19 protein-coding genes (1 of these 19 running past the window's edge) are annotated in these 21,525 nt (G+C 40.0%); 18 read left to right on the top strand and 1 reads right to left on the bottom strand.

The window, feature by feature from the left end:
* The 12 genes from purE to purD all read left to right on the top strand — a co-directional run.
* Window positions 1-345: the 3' portion of a 5-(carboxyamino)imidazole ribonucleotide mutase gene (gene purE / locus BAOM_RS02040; protein ID WP_127758844.1), read on the top strand. 144 nt of this gene lie to the left of the window's left edge; only the last 345 of its 489 coding nucleotides appear in the window; the start codon falls outside the window, past its left edge; the stop codon is at window positions 343-345.
* The gene (gene purK, locus BAOM_RS02045) at window positions 329-1,462 is read left to right on the top strand and encodes a 5-(carboxyamino)imidazole ribonucleotide synthase (RefSeq protein WP_127758845.1); all 1,134 of its coding nucleotides are present in this window, start codon (window positions 329-331) and stop codon (window positions 1,460-1,462) included. Before purE ends, purK begins: the two co-directional genes overlap by 17 nt.
* A gap of 24 nt (window positions 1,463-1,486) precedes the next feature.
* A complete protein-coding gene (purB, locus tag BAOM_RS02050) occupies window positions 1,487-2,779 on the top strand; it encodes an adenylosuccinate lyase (RefSeq protein ID WP_127758846.1) in 1,293 nt (430 codons plus the stop codon).
* 98 nt (window positions 2,780-2,877) lie between these two features.
* Window positions 2,878-3,597, top strand: coding sequence for a phosphoribosylaminoimidazolesuccinocarboxamide synthase (gene purC, locus BAOM_RS02055; RefSeq protein WP_127758847.1), 720 nt, complete (start codon window positions 2,878-2,880; stop codon window positions 3,595-3,597).
* A complete protein-coding gene (gene purS, locus BAOM_RS02060; protein WP_119118621.1) occupies window positions 3,590-3,844 on the top strand; it encodes a phosphoribosylformylglycinamidine synthase subunit PurS in 255 nt (84 codons plus the stop codon). The genes purC and purS overlap by 8 nt, the downstream gene beginning before the upstream one ends.
* A complete protein-coding gene (gene purQ / locus BAOM_RS02065; RefSeq protein WP_119118622.1) occupies window positions 3,841-4,527 on the top strand; it encodes a phosphoribosylformylglycinamidine synthase subunit PurQ in 687 nt (228 codons plus the stop codon). Before purS ends, purQ begins: the two co-directional genes overlap by 4 nt.
* Window positions 4,511-6,730: a phosphoribosylformylglycinamidine synthase subunit PurL gene (gene purL, locus BAOM_RS02070; protein WP_127758848.1), complete on the top strand. Its 2,220-nt coding sequence runs from the start codon at window positions 4,511-4,513 to the stop codon at window positions 6,728-6,730. The genes purQ and purL overlap by 17 nt, the downstream gene beginning before the upstream one ends.
* Window positions 6,715-8,130 carry an amidophosphoribosyltransferase gene (purF, locus tag BAOM_RS02075; protein WP_127758849.1) on the top strand — a complete coding sequence of 472 codons (1,416 nt, stop codon included), beginning with the start codon at window positions 6,715-6,717 and terminating at the stop codon, window positions 8,128-8,130. The genes purL and purF overlap by 16 nt, the downstream gene beginning before the upstream one ends.
* 157 nt (window positions 8,131-8,287) lie before the next feature.
* Window positions 8,288-9,313 (top strand): phosphoribosylformylglycinamidine cyclo-ligase, encoded by a 1,026-nt coding sequence (gene purM, locus BAOM_RS02080; RefSeq protein WP_127758850.1) that lies wholly within the window; start codon window positions 8,288-8,290, stop codon window positions 9,311-9,313.
* Entirely contained in the window at window positions 9,313-9,879 is a 567-nt protein-coding gene (gene purN, locus BAOM_RS02085) for a phosphoribosylglycinamide formyltransferase (RefSeq protein WP_127758851.1), read from the top strand. The genes purM and purN overlap by 1 nt, the downstream gene beginning before the upstream one ends.
* Window positions 9,880-9,905: 26 nt before the next feature.
* Window positions 9,906-11,441 (top strand): bifunctional phosphoribosylaminoimidazolecarboxamide formyltransferase/IMP cyclohydrolase, encoded by a 1,536-nt coding sequence (purH, locus tag BAOM_RS02090; RefSeq protein WP_127758852.1) that lies wholly within the window; start codon window positions 9,906-9,908, stop codon window positions 11,439-11,441.
* Window positions 11,442-11,460: 19 nt separating this feature from the next.
* Complete coding sequence (gene purD, locus BAOM_RS02095; protein WP_127758853.1) at window positions 11,461-12,729, top strand: phosphoribosylamine--glycine ligase; 1,269 nt, start codon at window positions 11,461-11,463, stop codon at window positions 12,727-12,729.
* Window positions 12,730-12,783: 54 nt separating this feature from the next.
* Here purD and BAOM_RS02100 read toward each other — a convergent pair whose 3' ends face one another.
* Entirely contained in the window at window positions 12,784-13,107 is a 324-nt protein-coding gene (locus tag BAOM_RS02100; protein ID WP_127758854.1) for a YgaP family membrane protein, read from the bottom strand.
* Between the two features lie 141 nt (window positions 13,108-13,248).
* On the opposite strand from BAOM_RS02100, the gene BAOM_RS02105 reads away from it, so the two are divergent.
* From BAOM_RS02105 to ligA, 6 genes are all read left to right on the top strand, one after another.
* A complete protein-coding gene (locus tag BAOM_RS02105) occupies window positions 13,249-14,994 on the top strand; it encodes an adenine deaminase C-terminal domain-containing protein (RefSeq protein ID WP_127758855.1) in 1,746 nt (581 codons plus the stop codon).
* A 26-nt stretch (window positions 14,995-15,020) separates the two neighbouring features.
* Window positions 15,021-16,070: a DUF3048 domain-containing protein gene (locus BAOM_RS02110; RefSeq protein WP_127758856.1), complete on the top strand. Its 1,050-nt coding sequence runs from the start codon at window positions 15,021-15,023 to the stop codon at window positions 16,068-16,070.
* Window positions 16,071-16,082: 12 nt separating this feature from the next.
* The gene (locus tag BAOM_RS02115; protein ID WP_119118632.1) at window positions 16,083-16,385 is read left to right on the top strand and encodes a YerC/YecD family TrpR-related protein; all 303 of its coding nucleotides are present in this window, start codon (window positions 16,083-16,085) and stop codon (window positions 16,383-16,385) included.
* Between the two features lie 108 nt (window positions 16,386-16,493).
* Window positions 16,494-17,177 carry a heptaprenylglyceryl phosphate synthase gene (locus BAOM_RS02120; RefSeq protein WP_127758857.1) on the top strand — a complete coding sequence of 228 codons (684 nt, stop codon included), beginning with the start codon at window positions 16,494-16,496 and terminating at the stop codon, window positions 17,175-17,177.
* Between the two features lie 50 nt (window positions 17,178-17,227).
* Entirely contained in the window at window positions 17,228-19,459 is a 2,232-nt protein-coding gene (pcrA, locus tag BAOM_RS02125) for a DNA helicase PcrA (RefSeq protein ID WP_127762410.1), read from the top strand.
* A gap of 60 nt (window positions 19,460-19,519) precedes the next feature.
* Window positions 19,520-21,523: an NAD-dependent DNA ligase LigA gene (gene ligA, locus BAOM_RS02130; protein WP_127758858.1), complete on the top strand. Its 2,004-nt coding sequence runs from the start codon at window positions 19,520-19,522 to the stop codon at window positions 21,521-21,523.
* Window positions 21,524-21,525 lie beyond the last annotated feature (2 nt).

Genomic DNA, 21,525 nt, shown 5'->3' on the forward strand with positions numbered 1-21,525 from the left:
TATGCCGAAGGTGCTAAAGAAAAAGGCTTGAAGGTTATTATTGCAGGTGCAGGTGGAGCAGCTCATCTTCCAGGGATGACAGCAGCGAAGACGATTGTGCCGGTTATTGGTGTGCCTGTTCAATCGAAAGCGCTAAATGGCATGGATTCTTTGTTATCAATTGTTCAGATGCCAGGCGGCGTGCCAGTAGCTACAGTAGCAATCGGAAAGGCTGGAGCGACCAATGCTGGTTTACTTGCGGCTCAGATTCTTGGTACGACGGATGCAACTATTGCTGATAGATTAGAAGGTTTGCGAAACGAATCAAAGGAAAAGGTGTTAGCGAGCAGTGAACAGCTTAAATAATCGAGTAATTTTACCAGGGCAGACAATCGGAATTATTGGCGGCGGGCAACTTGGCAGAATGATGGCGTTGTCGGCTAAAGCATCAGGATTTAAAATTGCTGTGCTTGAACCAGCTGCAGATGGTCCATGTGCTCAAGTCGCTGATATTGAAATAAATGGGGGGTACAATGATATTGCCTCGTTGAAGAAGCTGGCGGATGTTAGTGATGTGATTACGTATGAATTTGAAAATATTAGCTTTCAAGCATTAGATTGGTTGAAGGATCATGCGTATCTTCCACAAGGTTCACAATTGTTGAAGTTAACGCAAGATCGGTTAACGGAAAAGAAAGCTATTGCCGATGCAGGAGCAATGGTGGCTCCTTATCATGAAATTCAAACGATATCAGATATTCATCAATATATAGAAGAATTAGGCTATCCAAGTGTATTAAAAACGACACGCGGAGGCTATGACGGAAAAGGACAGCTTGTTATTAGAGAAGAAGCTGATATTCCTCAAGCTGAACCATTATTAAAAAGTGGTGTGTGCGTGCTAGAAGCTTGGATTCCTTTTACGAAAGAGATTTCTGTCATTGTGACGCGAAATGCATCTGGTGATTGTCAACAGTTCCCCGTTGCTGAAAATATTCATGTGGACAATATTTTACATAAAAGTATTGTTCCAGCGCGCATTAGTGAAATGGCTGAGCAACGTGCGATTGAGCAGGCATCTAAGCTTGCTGAAGCATTTGAATTAGTAGGTACGCTAGCAGTGGAAATGTTTTTGACAGAAGATGATAATATTATTATTAATGAATTAGCACCACGACCACATAATTCTGGGCATTATACAATGGAGGCTTGTGAAACGTCGCAGTTTGAACAACATGTTCGTGCGGTTTGCAACTGGCCATTAGGCAATACAGAATTATTAAAGCCGGTAGTGATGGTTAATATTTTAGGTGAACACCTCGATCCACTCTTGCAGGAAATTCCAACGCGTAAGGATTGGAAAGTTCATTTGTACGGTAAAGCGGAAGCTAAGACCAAGAGAAAAATGGGGCATGTGAATATTTTGCGCTCAACGGTTGAGGAAGCTTTGCACGAAAGTAATCAGAGTGGGATATGGCAGTAATTAGTTGAAACGGAGGATGAAATAATGATTGAACGTTATACTCGCCCAGAAATGGGAGCAATTTGGACGGAAGAAAACCGCTTTAAGGCGTGGTTAGAAGTAGAAATTTTGGCGTGTGAAGCTTGGTCTGAACTTGGTGTTATTCCAAAAGAAGATGTGAAACTTCTTCGTGAAAATGCAACATTTAATATTGATCGCATTAATGAAATTGAAAAAGAAACTCGCCATGACGTGGTGGCATTTACACGTGCAGTATCGGAAACAGTTGGAGAAGAGCGTAAATGGGTTCATTATGGCTTAACGTCAACAGATGTTGTCGATACAGCTCTTTCTTATTTAATTAAACAAGCAAACGATATTCTATCGAAAGACTTAAATAATTTTGTTGAAATCTTAAAAAATAAAGCAAAAGAACATAAATATACTGTTATGATGGGGCGCACGCACGGTGTGCATGCTGAACCAACTACATTTGGCTTAAAGCTTGGTCTTTGGTATGAAGAAATGAAACGTAATGTAGAACGTTTTGAAGCAGCTAGAAAGACAATTGAGTTCGGGAAAATGTCTGGAGCTGTTGGAACATACGCAAACATCGATCCATTCGTTGAGCAGTATGTATGTGAGAAATTAGGCTTACAGGCAGCACCAATTTCTACACAAACGCTACAACGTGATCGTCATGCGCACTATATGAGTACATTAGCCCTTATTGCAACATCAATCGAAAAATTTGCAACAGAAGTTCGCGGATTACAAAAAAGTGAAACACGTGAAGTAGAAGAATTCTTCGCAAAAGGTCAAAAAGGATCTTCTGCTATGCCGCATAAACGTAATCCAATCGGTTCTGAAAATATGACAGGTATGGCACGTGTTATTCGTGGATACATGATGACAGCTTACGAAAATGTGTCATTATGGCATGAACGTGACATCTCTCATTCATCTGCAGAGCGCGTTATTTTACCAGATGCAACGATTGCTTTGAACTACATGTTAAATCGTTTTAGCAACATTGTTAAAAACTTAACAGTTTATCCGGAAAATATGAAACGCAATATGGACCGTACACTAGGTCTTATTTTCTCTCAGCGAGTACTGCTTGCTTTAATTGATAAAGGACTTGTTCGTGAAGAAGCTTACGATACTGTACAACCAAAAGCGATGCAAGCGTGGGAATTACAAGTTCCGTTCCGCAGCTTAATCGAAAAAGATGATAAAATTACGAGCTTATTGACAAAAGAAGAACTAGATGATTGTTTCGATCCAACATATCATCTGAAAAATGTCGATGTAATTTTTGATCGTTTAGGATTGTAAGAAACAAACAAGCGTTTAATCGAAACTGAATTAAACGCTTGTTATCACGAAAATACTTAATTGTATTATTCCCAATATTCAATATGGAGGACAGACAGATGGAGAAACGAGAATTGCTTTATGAAGGAAAAGCCAAACGAATTTATGCAACGGATAATAATGAGGTTGTATGGGTGGAGTTTAAAGACTCGGCAACAGCTTTTAATGGAGAAAAGAAATCAGAAATCGAAGGTAAAGGGGCTTTAAATAATCAAATTACAAGTTTATTATTTGCGAAGCTAAAGGAAGAAAATATTCCTTCTCACTTTATTGAAAAGATTTCTGAAAGAGAACAGCTTGTAAAAAAGGTTGAGATTATTCCGCTTGAAGTAGTCATCCGTAATACAGCTGCTGGTAGTTTTTCAAAACGCTTAGGTGTTGAAGAAGGTACACCATTTAAAAAACCGTTAGTGGAGTTTTATTATAAAGACGATTCACTTGGTGATCCTCTGTTAACTGAAGACCATATTGAAGAGCTAGAGATTGCAAGTCGTGAAGAAATTGCGATTTTAAAAGAAAAAGGATTAGAAGTAGATCGAGTTCTATCCGTATTTTTCGAAGAATTGGGAATAAAATTAATTGACTTTAAATTAGAGTTTGGGAAAACATCAGATGGCGCGATTTTATTGGCGGACGAAATTTCTCCAGATAATTGCCGCTTTTGGGATGCTAAAACAAACGAGAAAATGGATAAAGACGTATTCCGTCGAGATTTAGGGAATTTAACAGACGCATATAAGAAAATTTTAGCTAAGCTGGAGGGTATTCAACATGTATAAGGTTAAAGTATATATCACACTAAGAGAAAGCGTACTAGATCCTCAAGGAGCGGCTGTTCAACAATCGCTTCATACATTAACGTACAATGAAGTAAGCGATGTACGTATCGGGAAATACATCGAGCTAACAATTGATAAAACAGAACGTGATTTAGATCAATTGGTTAAAGAAATGTGTGAAAAGTTATTAGCGAATACGGTTATTGAAGACTATCGTTATGAAGTTGAGGAGGTTGTCGCTCAATGAAGTTTGCCGTAATTGTTTTCCCAGGCTCAAATTGTGATGTTGATATGTTCCATGCAATTAAAGATGCTCTTGGAGAAGAAGTAGAATATGTTTGGCATTCAGCTGACAATCTTGATGAATACGACGGCATTCTTCTACCAGGTGGTTTCTCGTATGGGGATTACTTGCGTTGTGGAGCGATTGCTCGTTTCTCTAACGTCATGGCGGAAGTAGTAAAGGCAGCAGAGGCTGGCAAACCAGTTCTTGGCGTTTGTAACGGATTCCAAATCTTACTTGAGGCAGGATTGCTTCCAGGTGCGATGCGTCGCAATGACGGTTTGAAATTCATTTGCCGTAATGTAGAACTTCAAGTAGCGAACAATGAAACCATGTTCACAACAAGCTACGAGGCGAATGAAACTATTACTGTGCCAATTGCACATGGTGAGGGAAATTACTACTGTGACGAAGCAACACTTGCTGAATTAAAAGAAAACAAACAAATCGTCTTTACGTATGCGGGTACAAACCCGAACGGAAGTCTTGAAGATATTGCAGGTATTACAAATAAACAAGGGAATGTACTTGGCATGATGCCACACCCTGAACGTGCCGTTGATGAGTTGCTTGGCAGCACAGACGGCTTAAAGATTTTTCAATCCATCGTAAAAAACTGGAGGGAAACACATGTTGTTACAGCTTGAACCAAATCCGGAGATGATTAAATCCGAACGCATCTACGCAGAAATGGGACTTTCCGACTCGGAATTTGCCATGGTGGAGAAAATCTTAGGCAGACTGCCAAACTACACGGAAACAGGATTGTTTTCAGTTATGTGGTCAGAGCATTGTTCTTATAAAAACTCTAAGCCTATTTTAAAGAAGTTCCCAATTACAGGGGAAAAAGTGCTTCAAGGACCTGGTGAAGGTGCGGGAATCGTTGATATTGGCGATAACCAAGCAGTTGTTTTCAAAATTGAAAGTCACAACCACCCATCAGCAATTGAACCATATCAAGGAGCTGCGACAGGAGTCGGCGGAATCATTCGTGACGTTTTCTCAATGGGTGCACGTCCAATTGCGATGCTAAACTCATTACGTTTCGGTGAATTAGATAATGATCGTGTAAAATATTTATTCAAAGAAGTAGTAGCTGGAATTGCAGGCTATGGAAACTGTATCGGAATTCCGACAGTCGGCGGTGAGGTTCAATTTGATCCATCTTATGAAGGAAACCCGCTTGTCAATGCGATGTGTGTGGGCTTAATTAATCATGAAGATATTAAAAAAGGTCAAGCACACGGCGTTGGTAATACGGTTATGTATGTAGGAGCGAAAACAGGTCGTGACGGTATTCACGGTGCTACATTTGCTTCTGAAGAACTTTCAGAGGATTCGGATGAGAAGCGTCCAGCGGTTCAGGTTGGGGACCCATTCATGGAGAAACTACTTCTTGAAGCATGTCTTGAATTGATTCAATCAGATGCCTTAGTTGGAATTCAAGATATGGGTGCAGCGGGCTTAACAAGTTCATCTGCTGAAATGGCAAGTAAAGCAGGTTCTGGGATTACGATGAATCTTGATCTTGTTCCACAACGTGAAACAGGCATGACAGCATACGAAATGATGCTTTCTGAATCACAAGAACGTATGTTAATTGTTGTGAAAAAAGGTCGCGAACAAGAAATCGTCGATCTATTTACGAAATATGATTTAGAAGCGGTATCTGTTGGGGAAGTAACAGATGATAAAAACTTAACGCTATATCACCAAGGCCAAATTGTTGCACAAGTACCAGTTGATGCATTAGCCGAAGATGCACCGGTTTATCATAAACCATCAAGCGAACCGCAACGATTCCGTGACTTCCAAGCGATGGAACCAAAAGTACCAGCTGTTACGGATTATAAAGAAACGTTACTTGCTCTTTTACAACAACCAACGATTGCAAGCAAAGAGTGGGTATATGATCAATATGATTATATGGTTCGTACAAATACAGTTATTGCACCAGGTTCTGACGCAGCAGTTGTACGTGTACGCGGCACAAATAAAGCATTAGCGATGACAACAGATTGTAACTCTCGCTATTTATACTTAGATCCGGAAACAGGTGGGAAAATTGCGGTAGCGGAAGCAGCGCGTAACATTATTTGTTCTGGTGCTGAGCCACTTGCAATTACAGACTGCTTAAACTTTGGTAATCCAGAGAAACCAGAAATTTTCTGGCAATTAGAAAAAGCAGCAGACGGCATGAGCGATGCTTGCCGTACATTAAGCACGCCTGTTATCGGCGGAAACGTTTCATTATATAACGAAACAAACGGTGAAGCTGTGTACCCAACTCCAGTTGTTGGAATGGTTGGTCTTGTGAAAGATGTAAAACATATTACTACACAGTCTTTCAAAAATGAAGGTGACTTCATCTATGTAGTAGGCGAAGCGAAGCCTGAATTTGGAGGAAGTGAGCTTCAAAAATTGACTGAAGGTGAAATTTTCGGTCGCGCACCAGAAATCGATTTAGACGTAGAACAAGCACGCCAGCAACAAATTTTAGCAGCTATTCAAGCAGGACTAATCAAGTCAGCTCATGATGTTGCTGAAGGTGGTTTGGCTGTAGCTCTTTCTGAATCATTATTTGGTGAAAAAGAGCTTGGTGCATCAGTTACTGTGACTGGTGAAGCAGTAGCAGCTCTTTTCAGTGAAACACAATCACGTTTCTTAATATCTGTAAGTCCTGAAAACCAAGCTGCATTTGAAGCAGCTGTGAAAGATGCAGTACAAATCGGTACGGTAACAAATGATGCAACATTACGTATTTCTGCAGAAGAAACAACGCTAGTAGAAGCGAATGTACAAGAATTACAAACAGCTTGGAAAGGAGCTATCCCATGCTTGCTGAAATAAAAGGCTTAAACGAAGAGTGTGGTGTTGTCGGGATTTGGGGACATCCAGATGCAGCTCAATTAGCTTATTACGGGCTTCATAGCTTGCAGCATCGTGGTCAAGAGGGAGCGGGAATCGTCACAACAGACGGTTCTACGCTTTCGATTTCAAAAGGCGAGGGACTTGTTACGGAGATTTTTACAGCGGAGAAAATGAAAGAACTATCTGGCTCTGGTAAAGCAGCAATTGGTCATGTGCGGTATGCAACAGCAGGCGGCGGCGGTTATCAGAATGTCCAACCGTTTTTGTTCCAATCGATTACAGGCGGATTGGCACTTGCTCATAACGGAAACTTAGTGAATGCAACTCAATTGAAAGCCCAGTTAGAGGGTCAAGGCAGTATCTTTCAAACAACTTCCGATACAGAAGTATTAGCACATTTAATTAAGCGCTCAGGTTTTCCGACTTTGAAGGAATCGGTAAAAAATAGCTTAAGTTTAATAAAAGGTGCCTATGCATTCATTATTTTAACGGAAACAGAAATGATTTTAGCGTTGGATCCACACGGTCTTCGTCCACTTTCACTTGGAAAAATTGGCGATGCCTATATTGCAGCTTCTGAAACATGTGCGCTGGATATTGTTGGAGCTGAATTTGTTCGTGATATTGAGCCTGGAGAGCTTGTTGTGATTAATGATGAAGGAATTACATCAGAATTTTTCTCCAAGTCTAGTCAACGTGCGATGTGTGCAATGGAGTATGTATATTTCTCTCGTCCTGATAGTAATATTGATGGAATTAATGTTCATACAGCTCGAAAAAATCTTGGTAAACAGTTAGCAAAAGAAGCAAAAATCGAGGCGGATGTTGTGACTGGTGTACCGGATTCAAGTATTTCAGCAGCGATTGGATATGCTGAGGCAACCGGCATTCCATACGAAATGGGCTTAATTAAAAACCGCTATGTCGGTCGAACATTTATTCAACCTTCTCAGTCTCTTCGTGAACAAGGGGTAAAGATGAAACTTTCTCCTGTTCGTGGAGTAGTAGAAGGAAAACGTGTTGTTATGGTTGATGACTCAATTGTACGTGGAACAACAAGCCGTCGTATTGTAAATATGTTAAAGGATGCCGGTGCGAAAGAAGTACATGTGGTTATTAGCTCACCACCGATTAAGAATCCTTGCTTTTACGGAATTGATACATCGACAACATCAGAATTGATTGCTAGTTCTAAATCAATCGAAGAAATTCGTGAACTAATTGGTGCGGATTCTTTAACGTTTTTAAGTGTGGAAGGAATGGTCGAAGCAATTGGTCGTCCATTTGCTGGAGAGACAGGTGGTTCTTGTCTTGCTTGTTTCACAGGGAACTATCCAACAGAGGTTTATGATTACGAGCTTGAAACAGTTAAATGCTAACACTTATTAGGTCCCGATTAGAGGGGACTAATAAGTGAAGCTTTACTTTAGATAATTTTTAACTAGTATCAACATTTAGCTCCAGGCGCCCTCGGCTTGAGGTCATAAGCTGATAGCCGGGCGTCTTAAGCTTTTCTAATAATTAGGAGGTTTCTTGATGGCTAACGCATATAAGCAAGCTGGTGTGGATATCGAAGCTGGCTATGAGGCAGTAAATCGGATGAAAAAACATGTAGCACGCACGATGCGCCCTGAAGTAATGAACGGTCTGGGCGGTTTTGGAGGCATGTTTGATTTATCTTCTTTAGGATTAAAAGAGCCTGTTCTTGTTTCAGGTACGGATGGAGTCGGCACAAAATTATTGCTTGCTTTCATGATGGACAAGCACGATACAATCGGAATTGATGCTGTAGCGATGTGTGTCAATGATGTAGTGGTACAAGGCGCTGCTCCTCTTTACTTCCTTGACTATATCGCTTGTGGAAAAGCAGATCCTGCTCGAATTGAAATGATTGTTAAAGGTGTAGCAGAAGGTTGCGAGCAAGCTGGTTGTGCATTAATTGGCGGCGAAACAGCAGAAATGCCAGGTATGTATGAGATTGAAGAGTATGATGTAGCAGGCTTTACAGTAGGTGCTTGTGAAAAATCACGTTTAATAACAGGAGAAAATATTGTAGAGGGCGATGTGTTAATAGGTCTTGCTTCAAGTGGTATTCATAGTAATGGCTATTCTCTTGTACGTAAAGTTCTTCTTGAAGATGCCGGAATGAAGTTACAAGATTTCGTTCCAGAGTTTGATCGTACATTAGGTGAAGAATTATTAACACCAACAAAAATTTATGTTCGTTCCATCTTATCAACATTGGAAAAATACGAATTAAAAGGACTTGCTCATATTACTGGTGGCGGTTTTATCGAGAATATTCCACGTATGCTTCCAGAAGGAACAGGTGTTGACATTCAACTAGGAAGCTGGACTATTCCAACTGTGTTCAATTACCTTGAAGAAAAAGGGCAATTACAACAACAAGAAATGTTTAATATTTTTAATATGGGAATCGGTATGGTTGCTGTCGTGAAAAAAGAAGAAGCAGAACAAGTACTTGCTCATTTTGAACAATGTGGAGAAACAGCTTCTATTATTGGGACAGTTGTTGCTGGTGAAGGAGTGTCCTTCAGCTGATGAAAAAAATTGCGGTTTTTGCATCAGGGAATGGATCGAACTTTCAATCCGTTATAGACGCCATTAAAGCAGGGAAACTTGCAGCTGAAATTGGCCTCGTTGTCTGTGATAAAGAAGAAGCTTTTGTGCTTAATCGCGCAAAGGCCGAACAGGTAGAAGCGTTTAGCTTTTTACCGAAAAATTATCCGAGCAAAGAGGCCTTTGAAATGGAAATTTTGGGAAAACTGCATGAGCGGGATATTGACTTTATTGTTCTAGCAGGCTATATGCGTTTAATTGGCCCAACTCTTCTACAGGCATATTCACATCGAATGGTTAATATTCATCCGTCTCTTTTGCCTGCTTTTCCAGGTAAGGATGCGATTGGACAAGCATTTCAAGCTCGCGTGAAATTAACCGGAGTGACCATTCATTATGTAGATGAAGGAATGGACACAGGGCCAATCATTGCCCAAAGAGCTGTACCAGTACTTGATGATGACACAAGAGAAACGCTGCAAACACGGATACAAGAAACGGAACATGAGATGTATCCTGCTGTTTTAGCGGAACTATTTCAAAAATAATGCTACATATGGAGGGACAAACACAAATGACAAAGCGTGCTTTAATTAGTGTATCGGATAAAACAGGAGTTGTAGAGTTCGCAAAAGGGTTAAAAGAAGCTGGTTTTGACATTATCTCAACAGGTGGTACAAGTAAAACACTTCAAGAAAACGGAATTGAAGTAATCGGAATTAGTGAAGTAACGGGATTCCCAGAAATTTTAGATGGTCGTGTTAAAACTCTACATCCGAATGTTCACGGAGCAGTATTAGCGAAGCACGGTGATGCTGATCATGCAGCTCAATTAAAAGAGCATAATATTGAGCCTATTCAATTAGTATGTGTAAACTTATATCCTTTCCAAGCAACAATTGCTAAACCAGACGTAACAGTAGAAGATGCGATTGAAAACATCGATATCGGTGGACCGACAATGCTTCGTTCTTCTGCTAAAAACCATGAGTATGTAACAGTTGTTGTAGATTCAGCAGATTACGATACAGTTTTAGCAGAATTAAAAGAGAATGGTGCAGTATCAAAAGCAACGAATCGTCGCTTAGCAGCAAAAGTGTTCCGTCATACAGCAGCATATGATGCAGTTATTTCTGAATACATGACAGAGCTTGCTGGAGAAGAAAATCCAGAATCGTTAACAGTTACTTATGAGTTAAAGCAATCTTTACGTTATGGTGAAAACCCACACCAAAAAGCAGCTTTTTATAAAAAGCCACTTGGTTCGGTTTTCTCTATTGCGGAGGCAAAACAATTGCACGGTAAAGAACTTTCTTATAACAACATTAATGATGCAGATGCTGCATTGCAAATTGTTCAAGAATTCACGGAGCCAGCAGCGGTAGCGGTGAAACATATGAACCCATGTGGTGTAGGAACTGGTGAAACTATTCTTGAAGCATATGAAAAAGCATACGAAGCTGACTCAACTTCTATTTTTGGCGGCATTATCGCGTTAAACCGTGAAGTAGATAAAGCAACAGCAGAAAAACTTCATGAAATCTTCTTAGAAATTATTATTGCGCCAAGCTTCTCTGACGAGGCGATTGAAGTATTAACAAGCAAGAAAAATATTCGTTTGTTAACGGTAGATTTTGAAGCAGCGAAAAAACCAGAACGTAAACTTACTTCTATCGAAGGCGGCGTGCTAGTTCAAGACCGTGATGCATACAGCTTGAAGGATGCAGATGTGAAAGTTGTCACAAAACGCGAACCAACAGCTGAAGAGTGGAAAGCACTTGAACTTGGTTGGAAAGTTGTAAAACATGTGAAATCAAATGCTATCGTTGTAACAGACGATCAAATGACTCTTGGGGTTGGTGCTGGTCAAATGAACCGTGTTGGTGCAGCAAAAATTGCTTTAGAGCAAGCAGGAGAAAAAGCAAAAGGAAGTGCACTTGCTTCAGATGCATTCTTCCCAATGGATGATACAGTAGAAGCAGCAGCACAAGCTGGTGTAACAGCTATTATCCAAACAGGCGGATCAATCAGAGATGAAGATTCTATTAAAAAAGCAGATGAGTATGGTATTGCGATGGTATTCACAGGAGTTCGTCACTTTAAACATTAATAAATAAGGAGGTTTGTTTATGAATGTATTAGTTATTGGTCGAGGCGGTCGTGAACATGCGATTGCTCGCAAACTTTCTGAAAGTAAGTCTGTAGAAAAAGTGTTTGTTGCACCAGGTAACCCAGGTATGACAGACGTAGCAGAGCTTGTTGCGATTGACGAAACAAATCATGCAGAACTTGTTGCATTTGCAAAAGAGCAAAACATTGGACTAACATTTATTGGTCCTGAGATTCCATTATTAAATGGGTTAGCAGATGATTTTACAGAAGCAGGTTTAACTGTATATGGTCCGAACAGCAAAGCGGCGGTCATTGAAGGCAGTAAATCATTTGCCAAAGATTTAATGAAAAAATATGACATTCCAACAGCATTTTACGAAACGTTTACCGATTATGAAAGTGCGAAAGCATATATTGAAAAAGTCGGTGCACCAATCGTAATTAAAGCGGACGGCTTAGCAGCTGGTAAAGGTGTTGTCGTAGCGATGACTCTTGAGGAAGCATTAGAAGCAGTTCATGATATGCTTGTTGATGCAAAATTTGGTGAAGCAAGTGCAAAAGTTGTAGTGGAGGAATTTTTGGACGGTGAAGAATTCTCATTAATGGCTTTTGTAAACGATACAAAAGTGTACCCAATGGTAATCGCTCAAGACCATAAACGTGTGTTTGATGGAGATAAAGGTCCAAACACAGGTGGGATGGGTGCGTATTCTCCTGTGCCGCAAATTTCTGATGAAGTAGTAGCAAAAGCAGTTGAAACAATTCTTCAGCCAACAGTGAATGCGATGGTAGCTGAAGGACGCAGCTTTACAGGTATTTTGTATGCAGGACTTATTCATACGGCAAAAGGTACAAAGGTTATTGAATTCAATGCGCGTTTCGGAGATCCAGAAACACAAGTGGTGCTTCCGCGTTTGAAAACGGATTTCGTAGAAGTATTACAAGCTGTATTAGCTGGTGAAGATATTGCGATTGAATGGCATGAGGAAGCAGTCCTTGGGGTTGTTGTTGCAGCAGAAGGCTATCCTGGTGATGTAAAGAAAGGATCAGTTATTACTGGTCTGGACAAAATTAGTAATAAGGCCCATGTGTATCATGCTGGAACAGCGAAAAATAGCGATGGCCAATTTGTTTCGAATGGTGGTCGTGTATTGCTTGTAGCAGCAAAAGGTAAGGACTTATTATCTGCTCAACAAGAAGTATATCAACAAGTTGAGAACATCTCAAAAGATGGCCTATTTTGGCGCAGTGATATCGGATATCGTGCGATTGGTATCAAAGCATAATCCATATAAACAGAAAGACGAGCATCGAATGGTGATGCTCGTCTTTTACATGATTTAGTGTGAGGCTTCATTGTGATGATTAGATTGCTCATCTTTTTCAGTAATATCTTCTGGAAGAAAGTTTTTTATAGCATCTGCTACTTGAGAGTCTTTTGGTTCAGATGAGTCAACAGAGTCTCTTTGCTGCATTAAGTCGACGATTGGACAATAGCGAAGAATCCCTTCCCCAATTTTCATGCCAGCCATCATGGCAACGAATAAATACGATTCTTTCCATGGTTTTTTTGCCATTTTAGCGATTGCCCAAGCTAATACTGTAAAACCACAAGTAATACGTAATAAAGAGTTAAGGATACCGATATTCCGTTCAAACTTCATTTTGCCATCTTCCCTTCATAAAAATTTAACAGTAATAGGAGATAAGTTTACTGTGTTTAGCTAAATAAATGTGATACTATAAACATACAATTAATCGGATGTTACCACACTTTGTTTCAGATACTTTATGGGGGGATGTTCATGTTAGAACAACGCTATAGGTGGAAAAATAAACATCTGCGAGAGCATATTGAAGTACTGGATGGTCAGCGTGCACCATATCTTTTATTAACAAATGCTACGTATTTAAATCAAACAATGCGACAATGGGTTACAGCAAACATTTGGATTTACGATGACCGAATTGTCTATGTTGGAAATAACCTTCCTGAGATTACAGATGGTTGCGAAGTGGTAGATTGTACCGGAAAAGTTTTAGTACCGGGATATATTGAACCACATGCACATCCATTTCAGTTATATAATCCCCATTCTTTTAGCCACTATACATCATCTTTTGGAACGACAACGCTTATCAATGACAACTTGCTATTACTCCTTCAATTGAATAAAAAGAAAGCGTTTTCTTTTCTGGGGGAACTTCGAAATATCCCGACATCAATGTATTGGTGGATGCGCTTTGACTCCCAAACAGAATTAAATGAGGAGGAGAGCTTTATTTCTCATAGTGCTGTAAAGTCTTGGCTTGAGCATGATGCTGTTCTTCAAGGGGGAGAGTTAACAGGGTGGCCGCGATTGTTAGCGGGGGATGACATGATGCTTCACTGGATTCAAGAAGCAAAACGAATGCGCAAAAAAATTGAAGGGCATTTTCCAGGAGCATCTGAGAAAACATTAGCGAAAATGATGCTGTTTGGGGTAGATAGTGATCATGAGGCGATGACGGGGGACGAAGTGATGAATCGTCTGCTGCAGGGCTATTCTGTATCTTTAAGATATTCATCGATTCGACCGGATTTACCTAAATTACTACAGGAAATTCATGAATTGGGTATTGATCAATATGATCATCTTTTTTTAACAACAGATGGTTCCCCGCCTTCTTTTTATGAGCAGGGGTGTATGGATGTATTAATTAAACTAGCGATTGAGAATGGCGTTCCTATTATCGATGCTTATAATATGGCCACTGTGAATATTGCTCGCTATTATAATATTGATTATTTGCATGGCAATATTGCAACGGGGCGAGTAGCGAATATTAACTTTTTAACGGATGCTATGAACCCAGCACCTGTGTCTGTACTGGCGAAAGGAAAATGGGTGAAACGAGATGGTATTTCTATGGAGCTGGACCGACCAATTAGTTGGCAAGAGTTCGGTTTTGACCGACTTGAATTAGATTGGCAATTAGATCTTGCAGAGGACTTTGAATTTTCGATGCCATTTGGAATTGAAATGATGAATAATGTAATTACGAAGCCTTATTCAATTGTTTGTGATGTTGGAAACGAAGAATTGCCTTTTGATCATGATGAGTGCTTTTTTATGCTGATTGACCGAGAAGGGAAATGGAGAATTAATACAATTCTAAAAGGGTTTGCTAATAGACTATGCGGGTTTGCAGCGTCATACACTAGTACAGGCGACATTATTTTGATTGGGAAACGGAAAAAAGATATGCTTGCTGCTTTTAATCGTATGAAAGAATTAGGTGGTGGTATCGTTATTGCAGAATACGGAGAAATCATTGGCGAGCTGCCTCTTGTATTAAGAGGAGTAATGTCTGATAAATCTGTTCCTGAATTGATTCAAGAGGAAAATTGGATTAAACAATTATTAAGGGAAAGAGGCTATCGGTTTGCAGATCCGATTTATACGCTGCAATTTTTCTCGACGACTCATTTGCCTTATATTCGTGTTACGCAAAGAGGGCTTTATGATGTTATGAATAAAACTGTACTCTTTCCTACTATAATGCGTTAAAATATAAAAGAAACCAAGGGAGTGGGATGATGAAACGTAACATCGTGCTGTGTCTATTGGTTGCAGGGGTATTGATAACGGGTTGTTCAAAAAAGGAAGAAGTTCAGGAGCCGGTTCCAGTAGAAGAGGATGTACCAAAGGAAGAAGCTGAAGCTCCCGAATTCGTTCATACTTACCCATTAACTGGTGTCGGTACAAATGATTCGATCGACCAGCGCGCGGTTGCAGTGATGGTAAATAATCATACGAAAGCTCGTCCACAGTCCGGTCTTACCAAAGCGGATATTGTTTATGAAATGCTGGCGGAAGGCGAAGTTACACGATTATTAGCGGTATATCAAAGCGAAAAACCAGAACAAGTAGGCCCAATTCGTAGTGCACGTGACTATTATATAGAGCTTGCTAAAGGATTAGATTGTATTTATGTTTGTCATGGAAATAGTCCAGATGCTGAGAGTATGCTTAAACAAGGATATATCGATCATTTGAATGGTTTGTATTATGATGGTACGCTATTTAAGCGTTCGAGTGAACGAAAAGCTCCACATAATTCTTATATTAGTTTTGAAAATATTGAAAAGGGAGCAATGGAAAAGGGGTATAATTTGACTGGTGCTCCAGCCTCTTTCGTTTTTTTAAATAAAGAAGAGATAAAAAGGTTAGAAGGAGATTCCGTGACAAAAGTTAGTATTAACTATGGATTCCCCGCCTATAATACGCAGTTTGAGTATGATGTACAACAAGGAAAATATAAAAGATATTCAAACGGTGAGCAAACAAAGGAGGCAACGACATCTGTTCCTGTACTTGTCGATAATGTCTTGATTATTGAGACAGCACATCGAGTAATAGATAAAGTTGGCCGCCGCGATATTGACCTGCAAAGTGGAGGAAAAGGCTATCTGCTTCAAAAAGGGAAAGTGAAGGAAGTAGAATGGATAAATAAAGACGGAAGAATCGTTCCAGTTTCAAATGGGGTAGATGTTGGCTTGATTCCAGGGAAAACGTGGGTTAACATTATACCGAACCAACCAGGGTTGACCCAAAACGTAACATTGAATGCTGCTGGAAATTGAGGAGGAAGTATTATGCAAATCGATAAGATAAGAGGAAAGGAAACCGATCAGTTATTCAAAGCGATCCAGTCCTTACGTGATCTTGATGAATGCTATCGATTTTTCGATGATTTATGTACGGTAAATGAAATCCAATCCTTAGCGCAGCGACTTGAGGTAGCTCGTATGCTTGAAGAAGGGAAAACGTATCATAAAATCGAAACAGAAACGGGAGCTAGTACAGCGACGATTTCTCGTGTGAAACGTTGTTTAAATTATGGAAATGATGCGTACTCAATGGCGCTTAACCGTATTAAAGAGGAACCAACTGAATGATAATAAAAGGACTAGAAAAAGCCGAGGAATCGTTCCCGGCTTTTCTTTGAGTTCTAAAAAATCTTAGTGCTATAATGGTGTAATGGCAGAAGAGAATGGAGGATAACTATGTACGATTTTCGCGAGTGGAAACATGTGTTTAAGCTCGATCCTAATAAAGAAATAACAGATGAAGATCTTGAAAAAGTGTGCGAATCGGGGACAGATGCCATATTGGTTGGTGGGACAGATGGAGTAACGTTAGAAAATGTTCTGCATTTAATGGCTCGTGTTCGCCGCTATACTGTGCCATGTGTGCTGGAGGTTTCATCTATTGAAACCGTTACACCGGGATTTGATTTATATTTTATTCCGAGTGTACTCAATAGTAAGAATCCGGACTGGATGATGGGGCTGCATCAAAAAGCGGTCAAGGAATATGGGTTACTGATGAATTGGGATGAAGTGTTTGTTGAAGGGTACTGTATTTTAAACGCAGAGTGCAAAGCTGCACAATTAACTGAGGCGAATACAATGCTTGATGAGGAGGATGTGGCAGCCTATGCGATGGTGGCTGAAAAGATGTTTAACTTGCCAATTTTCTATTTGGAATACAGTGGGAACTATGGAGATGTGTCGGTTGTTCAAGCGGCTAAAGAGAACCTAGAAAATACGGTTCTTTTTTATGGTGGAGGTATTACGTCAGCTCATCAAGCAAGCGAAATGGCTCAATTTGCTGATGTTGTCGTTGTTGGTAATATTGTCTATGACGATTTACAAGCTGCTTTAGAGACAGTTAAGGCTGTTAAATAGCTATAGATGTAGTATAATTTAAGAACAAATGTTCGTTAGGTGGTGCAATGATGCAATTTTTAGTAGAGAAATTATTAAACGGGTTGAATCAACAGCAGCAACAAGCAGTTAAAGCAACAGAAGGTCCTCTATTAATTATGGCAGGGGCAGGAAGCGGAAAGACACGTGTGCTGACTCATCGAATTGCTTATTTAATGGTAGAGAAGCAAGTCGCGCCGTGGAATATTTTAGCCATTACGTTTACAAATAAAGCCGCGCGCGAAATGAAAGAACGAATTCGCAGCATTTTAGGGGGAACGTCTGATGAGATTTGGATTTCAACGTTTCACTCGATGTGTGTTCGAATTTTACGCCGGGATATCGATCGCATGGGCTTTAGCCGCAATTTTTCAATATTAGATACAACGGATCAACAATCTGTGATTAAACAAATTTTAAAAGATCGCAATATGGATCCAAAGAAAAATGATTACCGCTCGATTTTAGGAAGCATCAGTTCGGCGAAAAATGAGCTGGTTACGCCGGAGGAATATGCGAAAACAGCGGCTGATTTTTATACGCAATCTGTATCTGATGTGTATACCGAATATCAAAAACGACTTCGTAAAAATCAAGCCCTCGACTTCGACGATTTGATTATGATGACGATTCAATTATTTCAACGTGTTCCAGAAGTGCTTGAATATTATCAGCGGAAATTTCAATATATTCACGTTGATGAGTATCAGGACACGAATCGCGCACAATACATGCTTGTAAAGCTATTAGCTTCACGTTTTCGTAATTTATGTGTAGTGGGAGATTCGGATCAATCCATCTACCGCTGGCGTGGCGCGGATATCGCGAACATTTTATCTTTCGAAAAAGATTATCCGAATGCCACGATGATTTTCTTGGAGCAAAACTATCGTTCAACGAAACGAATTTTGGAAGCTGCCAATAAGGTGATTGAGAATAATCGTAACCGTAAACCAAAAAATCTTTGGACAGAAAATCTAGAAGGCGAGAAAATTTTCTATTATCGTGCAGATAGTGAGCAAGGAGAAGCACAGTTTGTAGCTGGAAAAATTAATGAGCTCACAAGGAATGGAAAAACATTATCTGATATTGCGATTTTATATCGTACCAATGCCCAGTCGCGGGTAATGGAGGAAGTTTTACTAAAATCGAATCTGAACTATACCATTGTTGGCGGGACAAAATTCTATGATCGTAAAGAGATTAAGGATTTACTGGCCTATTTACGTCTGATTTCAAACCCGGACGATGATATTAGTTTACGCCGTATCATTAATGTGCCGAAGCGCGGGATTGGGGCTACTTCGATGGATAAGGTTGCGGATTATGCGCGGCAGTATGATCTTTCCATCTATCAAGCTCTTGAGTCTGTAGAGATGATTGGTATAAGTGCCAAAGCAACAAAATCGGCACGTGAATTTGCTAATTTAATTAGAAATTATACGAATCAGCAAGAATACTTGTCTGTTACAGAGCTTGTAGAAGAAGTGCTTGATAAAACGGGTTATCGTGATATGCTTCAAACAGAAAATACAATCGAAGCGCAAAGTCGTTTAGAAAATATTGATGAATTTTTGTCAGTAACAAAAGCATTTGAAGATAATAATGAAGACAAGTCGCTTATCGGCTTTTTAACAGACTTAGCGTTAGTAGCAGATATCGATCAACTAGATGAACAAAAAGTTGAAGAACAAGATCAAGTAACGCTTATGACACTTCACTCTGCAAAAGGCCTTGAATTCCCTATTGTCTTTTTACTAGGCCTAGAAGAAGGTGTCTTCCCGCATAGCCGTTCATTGGCAGATGAGCAAGAAATGGAAGAAGAGCGGCGCTTGGCGTATGTTGGTGTCACTCGTGCTGAGGAGCAATTATTTATTACGAATGCTCAAATGCGGACATTATTTGGTCGGACGAATATGAATCCTGTTTCTCGTTTTGTTAGTGAAATTCCAGCAGAGCTATTGGAAGATCTAAAACCAGCTCCTAAAAGTAAAACGTCCTTTAGTTCAACAGCACGAACGTCAGCGACGACACAGCGCAAAGCACCAGCTTCATTTGGTCGCGCAGTTTCAACTCCATCTGCGACAGGAGGCGATGGAATCGATTGGGCAGTCGGTGATAAAGCGTCCCATAAAAAGTGGGGAATTGGCACGGTTGTTAGTGTGAAGGGTGAAGGAGAAGGAAAAGAGCTGGATATTGCCTTTCCAAGTCCAACGGGTATTAAGCGTCTGCTTGCTAAATTTGCTCCAGTTGAAAAAGTATAAGGTGAAGGAACAGTATGTAAATTACGCTGTTACCTTCTTATTAAAGGAAGGACTGAATTTATGGCTGTACCAACTGAAAAGATAGTTCGTGAATTACAAGCTTTATTAAACCAATACAACTATGAATATCATGTCCTCGATAAGCCATCTGTTCCAGATGCAGAATATGATCGACTTTTACGAGAACTGATTGAATATGAAGAAAAGTTTCCAGAACTAAAAACATCTGATTCACCAACGCAGCGCGTAGGCGGTGAAGTGTTGAGCATGTTTCAGAAAGTAGAACATACTTCGCCGATGCTTAGTCTGGGGAATGCCTTTAATGAAGGAGACTTACGGGACTTTGATCGAAAAGTGCGACAAGCGGTAGGCGATGATTTTTCTTATGTGTGTGAACTGAAAATTGATGGACTAGCTGTAACACTTCAGTATGAAAATGGTTATTTCGTTAAAGGTGCGACACGTGGAGATGGTACAATAGGAGAGGATATAACCGCTAATTTAAAAACGATTAAGTCCATTCCGTTAAAATTGAACGAGCCCCTTACTATCGAAGTTCGCGGTGAAGCGTTCATGCCAAAAAAATCATTTGAAGCGTTGAATACATTAAAAGAAGAAAATGGAGAAGAGCCTTTTGCTAATCCGAGAAATGCAGCTGCTGGTTCATTGCGACAACTTGACCCTAAAATTGCAGCGAAGCGAAATTTAGCGATTTTTCTTTATGCCATTGCGGATATAGGAGAAACAGGTGTCCAGTCACATAGTGAAGGATTAGACTTGCTCGATCAACTTGGCTTTAAAACGAATCAGGAACGAAAACGCTGTGAGACGATTGAAGATGTACTGGCTTTTATTGAAGGCTGGACCGAAAAACGGCCACATTTAGCGTATGAGATTGATGGAATTGTTATTAAGGTGGATTCTTTGGAGCAGCAAGAGCGATTAGGCTATACAGCGAAAAGTCCACGTTGGGCGATTGCTTATAAATTTCCCGCAGAAGAAGTGGTGACAATTCTTCGTGATATCGAATTATCAATTGGTCGTACCGGCGTGTTAACTCCTACGGCAATTCTTGATCCTGTACGCGTAGCTGGAACAACAGTTCAACGTGCTTCGCTTCATAATGAAGACCTAATTCGTGAAAAGGATATTCGAATAGGTGATTCAGTCGTTGTAAAAAAAGCGGGAGATATTATTCCAGAAGTGGTGAATGTTTTAGTAGATCGTCGAACAGGAGACGAAGTAGAATTTCGTATGCCAACAGAATGTCCAGAATGTGATAGCGAGCTAGTTAGACTTGAAGGGGAAGTGGCATTACGATGCATCAACCCAAAATGTCCGGCTCAAATTCGAGAAGGACTTATTCACTTTGTTTCACGAACGGCTATGAATATCGATGGTCTTGGAGAAAAAGTCATTAGTCAATTGTTCAAGGAGCAACTCATTCAGGATGTAGCGGATATTTATAAGCTAACGTATGAGCAACTGATTGGCTTAGAAAGAATGGGAGAAAAATCCGTTAATAATTTACTTCAAGCGATTGAAGCGTCGAAGGATAATTCACTTGAAAAATTACTGTTTGGTCTTGGTATTCGTCATGTTGGTGCAAAAGCAGCGAAAACATTAGCTCAGCAATTTGGGACACTTCATGCCCTGTGTCAGGCAACTGTTGAAGAACTAACTGCTATTAATGAAATTGGCGAAAAGATGGCAGATTCGATTGTGACTTACTTCGAATTAGACGAAGTTTCTGCATTAATCGATGAATTAGAGGCAGTGAGTGTGAACCTTGCTTATAAAGGGGCTAAACCAGTAGCGGCAGATGAAGTAGATTCTATTTTTGCTGGTAAAACGGTTGTTTTAACGGGAAAACTAGTACAATTAACGAGGAATGAAGCAAAAGAGAAGTTAGAAGCACTAGGCGCAAACGTAGCGGGCAGTGTAAGTAAAAAAACAGATTTAGTGATTGCTGGTGAAGATGCAGGCTCTAAGCTTGCGAAAGCAGAAAGCTTCGGAATTACCGTATGGGATGAGGAGCAACTCATTGAAGAACTAAATAAATAAGA

The sequence above is a fragment of the Peribacillus asahii genome, from assembly GCF_004006295.1.
Lineage (GTDB): Bacteria > Bacillota > Bacilli > Bacillales > DSM-1321 > Peribacillus > Peribacillus asahii_A.

What these genes read in the sequence shown, in the direction of transcription:
- purD (WP_127758853.1), top strand. Translation starts at nt 11,461, where the DNA reads ATGAATGTATTAGTTATTGGTCGAGGCGGTCGTGAACATGCGATTGCT.
- BAOM_RS02110 (WP_127758856.1), top strand. Translation starts at nt 15,021, where the DNA reads ATGATGAAACGTAACATCGTGCTGTGTCTATTGGTTGCAGGGGTATTG.
- purB (WP_127758846.1), top strand. Translation starts at nt 1,487, where the DNA reads ATGATTGAACGTTATACTCGCCCAGAAATGGGAGCAATTTGGACGGAA.
- ligA (WP_127758858.1), top strand. Translation starts at nt 19,520, where the DNA reads ATGGCTGTACCAACTGAAAAGATAGTTCGTGAATTACAAGCTTTATTA.
- purL (WP_127758848.1), top strand. Translation starts at nt 4,511, where the DNA reads ATGTTGTTACAGCTTGAACCAAATCCGGAGATGATTAAATCCGAACGC.
- BAOM_RS02105 (WP_127758855.1), top strand. Translation starts at nt 13,249, where the DNA reads ATGTTAGAACAACGCTATAGGTGGAAAAATAAACATCTGCGAGAGCAT.
- purC (WP_127758847.1), top strand. Translation starts at nt 2,878, where the DNA reads ATGGAGAAACGAGAATTGCTTTATGAAGGAAAAGCCAAACGAATTTAT.
- BAOM_RS02100 (WP_127758854.1), bottom strand. Translation starts at nt 13,107, where the DNA reads ATGAAGTTTGAACGGAATATCGGTATCCTTAACTCTTTATTACGTATT.
- pcrA (WP_127762410.1), top strand. Translation starts at nt 17,228, where the DNA reads ATGCAATTTTTAGTAGAGAAATTATTAAACGGGTTGAATCAACAGCAG.
- purN (WP_127758851.1), top strand. Translation starts at nt 9,313, where the DNA reads ATGAAAAAAATTGCGGTTTTTGCATCAGGGAATGGATCGAACTTTCAA.
- purS (WP_119118621.1), top strand. Translation starts at nt 3,590, where the DNA reads ATGTATAAGGTTAAAGTATATATCACACTAAGAGAAAGCGTACTAGAT.
- purM (WP_127758850.1), top strand. Translation starts at nt 8,288, where the DNA reads ATGGCTAACGCATATAAGCAAGCTGGTGTGGATATCGAAGCTGGCTAT.
- purH (WP_127758852.1), top strand. Translation starts at nt 9,906, where the DNA reads ATGACAAAGCGTGCTTTAATTAGTGTATCGGATAAAACAGGAGTTGTA.
- purF (WP_127758849.1), top strand. Translation starts at nt 6,715, where the DNA reads ATGCTTGCTGAAATAAAAGGCTTAAACGAAGAGTGTGGTGTTGTCGGG.
- BAOM_RS02120 (WP_127758857.1), top strand. Translation starts at nt 16,494, where the DNA reads ATGTACGATTTTCGCGAGTGGAAACATGTGTTTAAGCTCGATCCTAAT.
- purQ (WP_119118622.1), top strand. Translation starts at nt 3,841, where the DNA reads ATGAAGTTTGCCGTAATTGTTTTCCCAGGCTCAAATTGTGATGTTGAT.
- BAOM_RS02115 (WP_119118632.1), top strand. Translation starts at nt 16,083, where the DNA reads ATGCAAATCGATAAGATAAGAGGAAAGGAAACCGATCAGTTATTCAAA.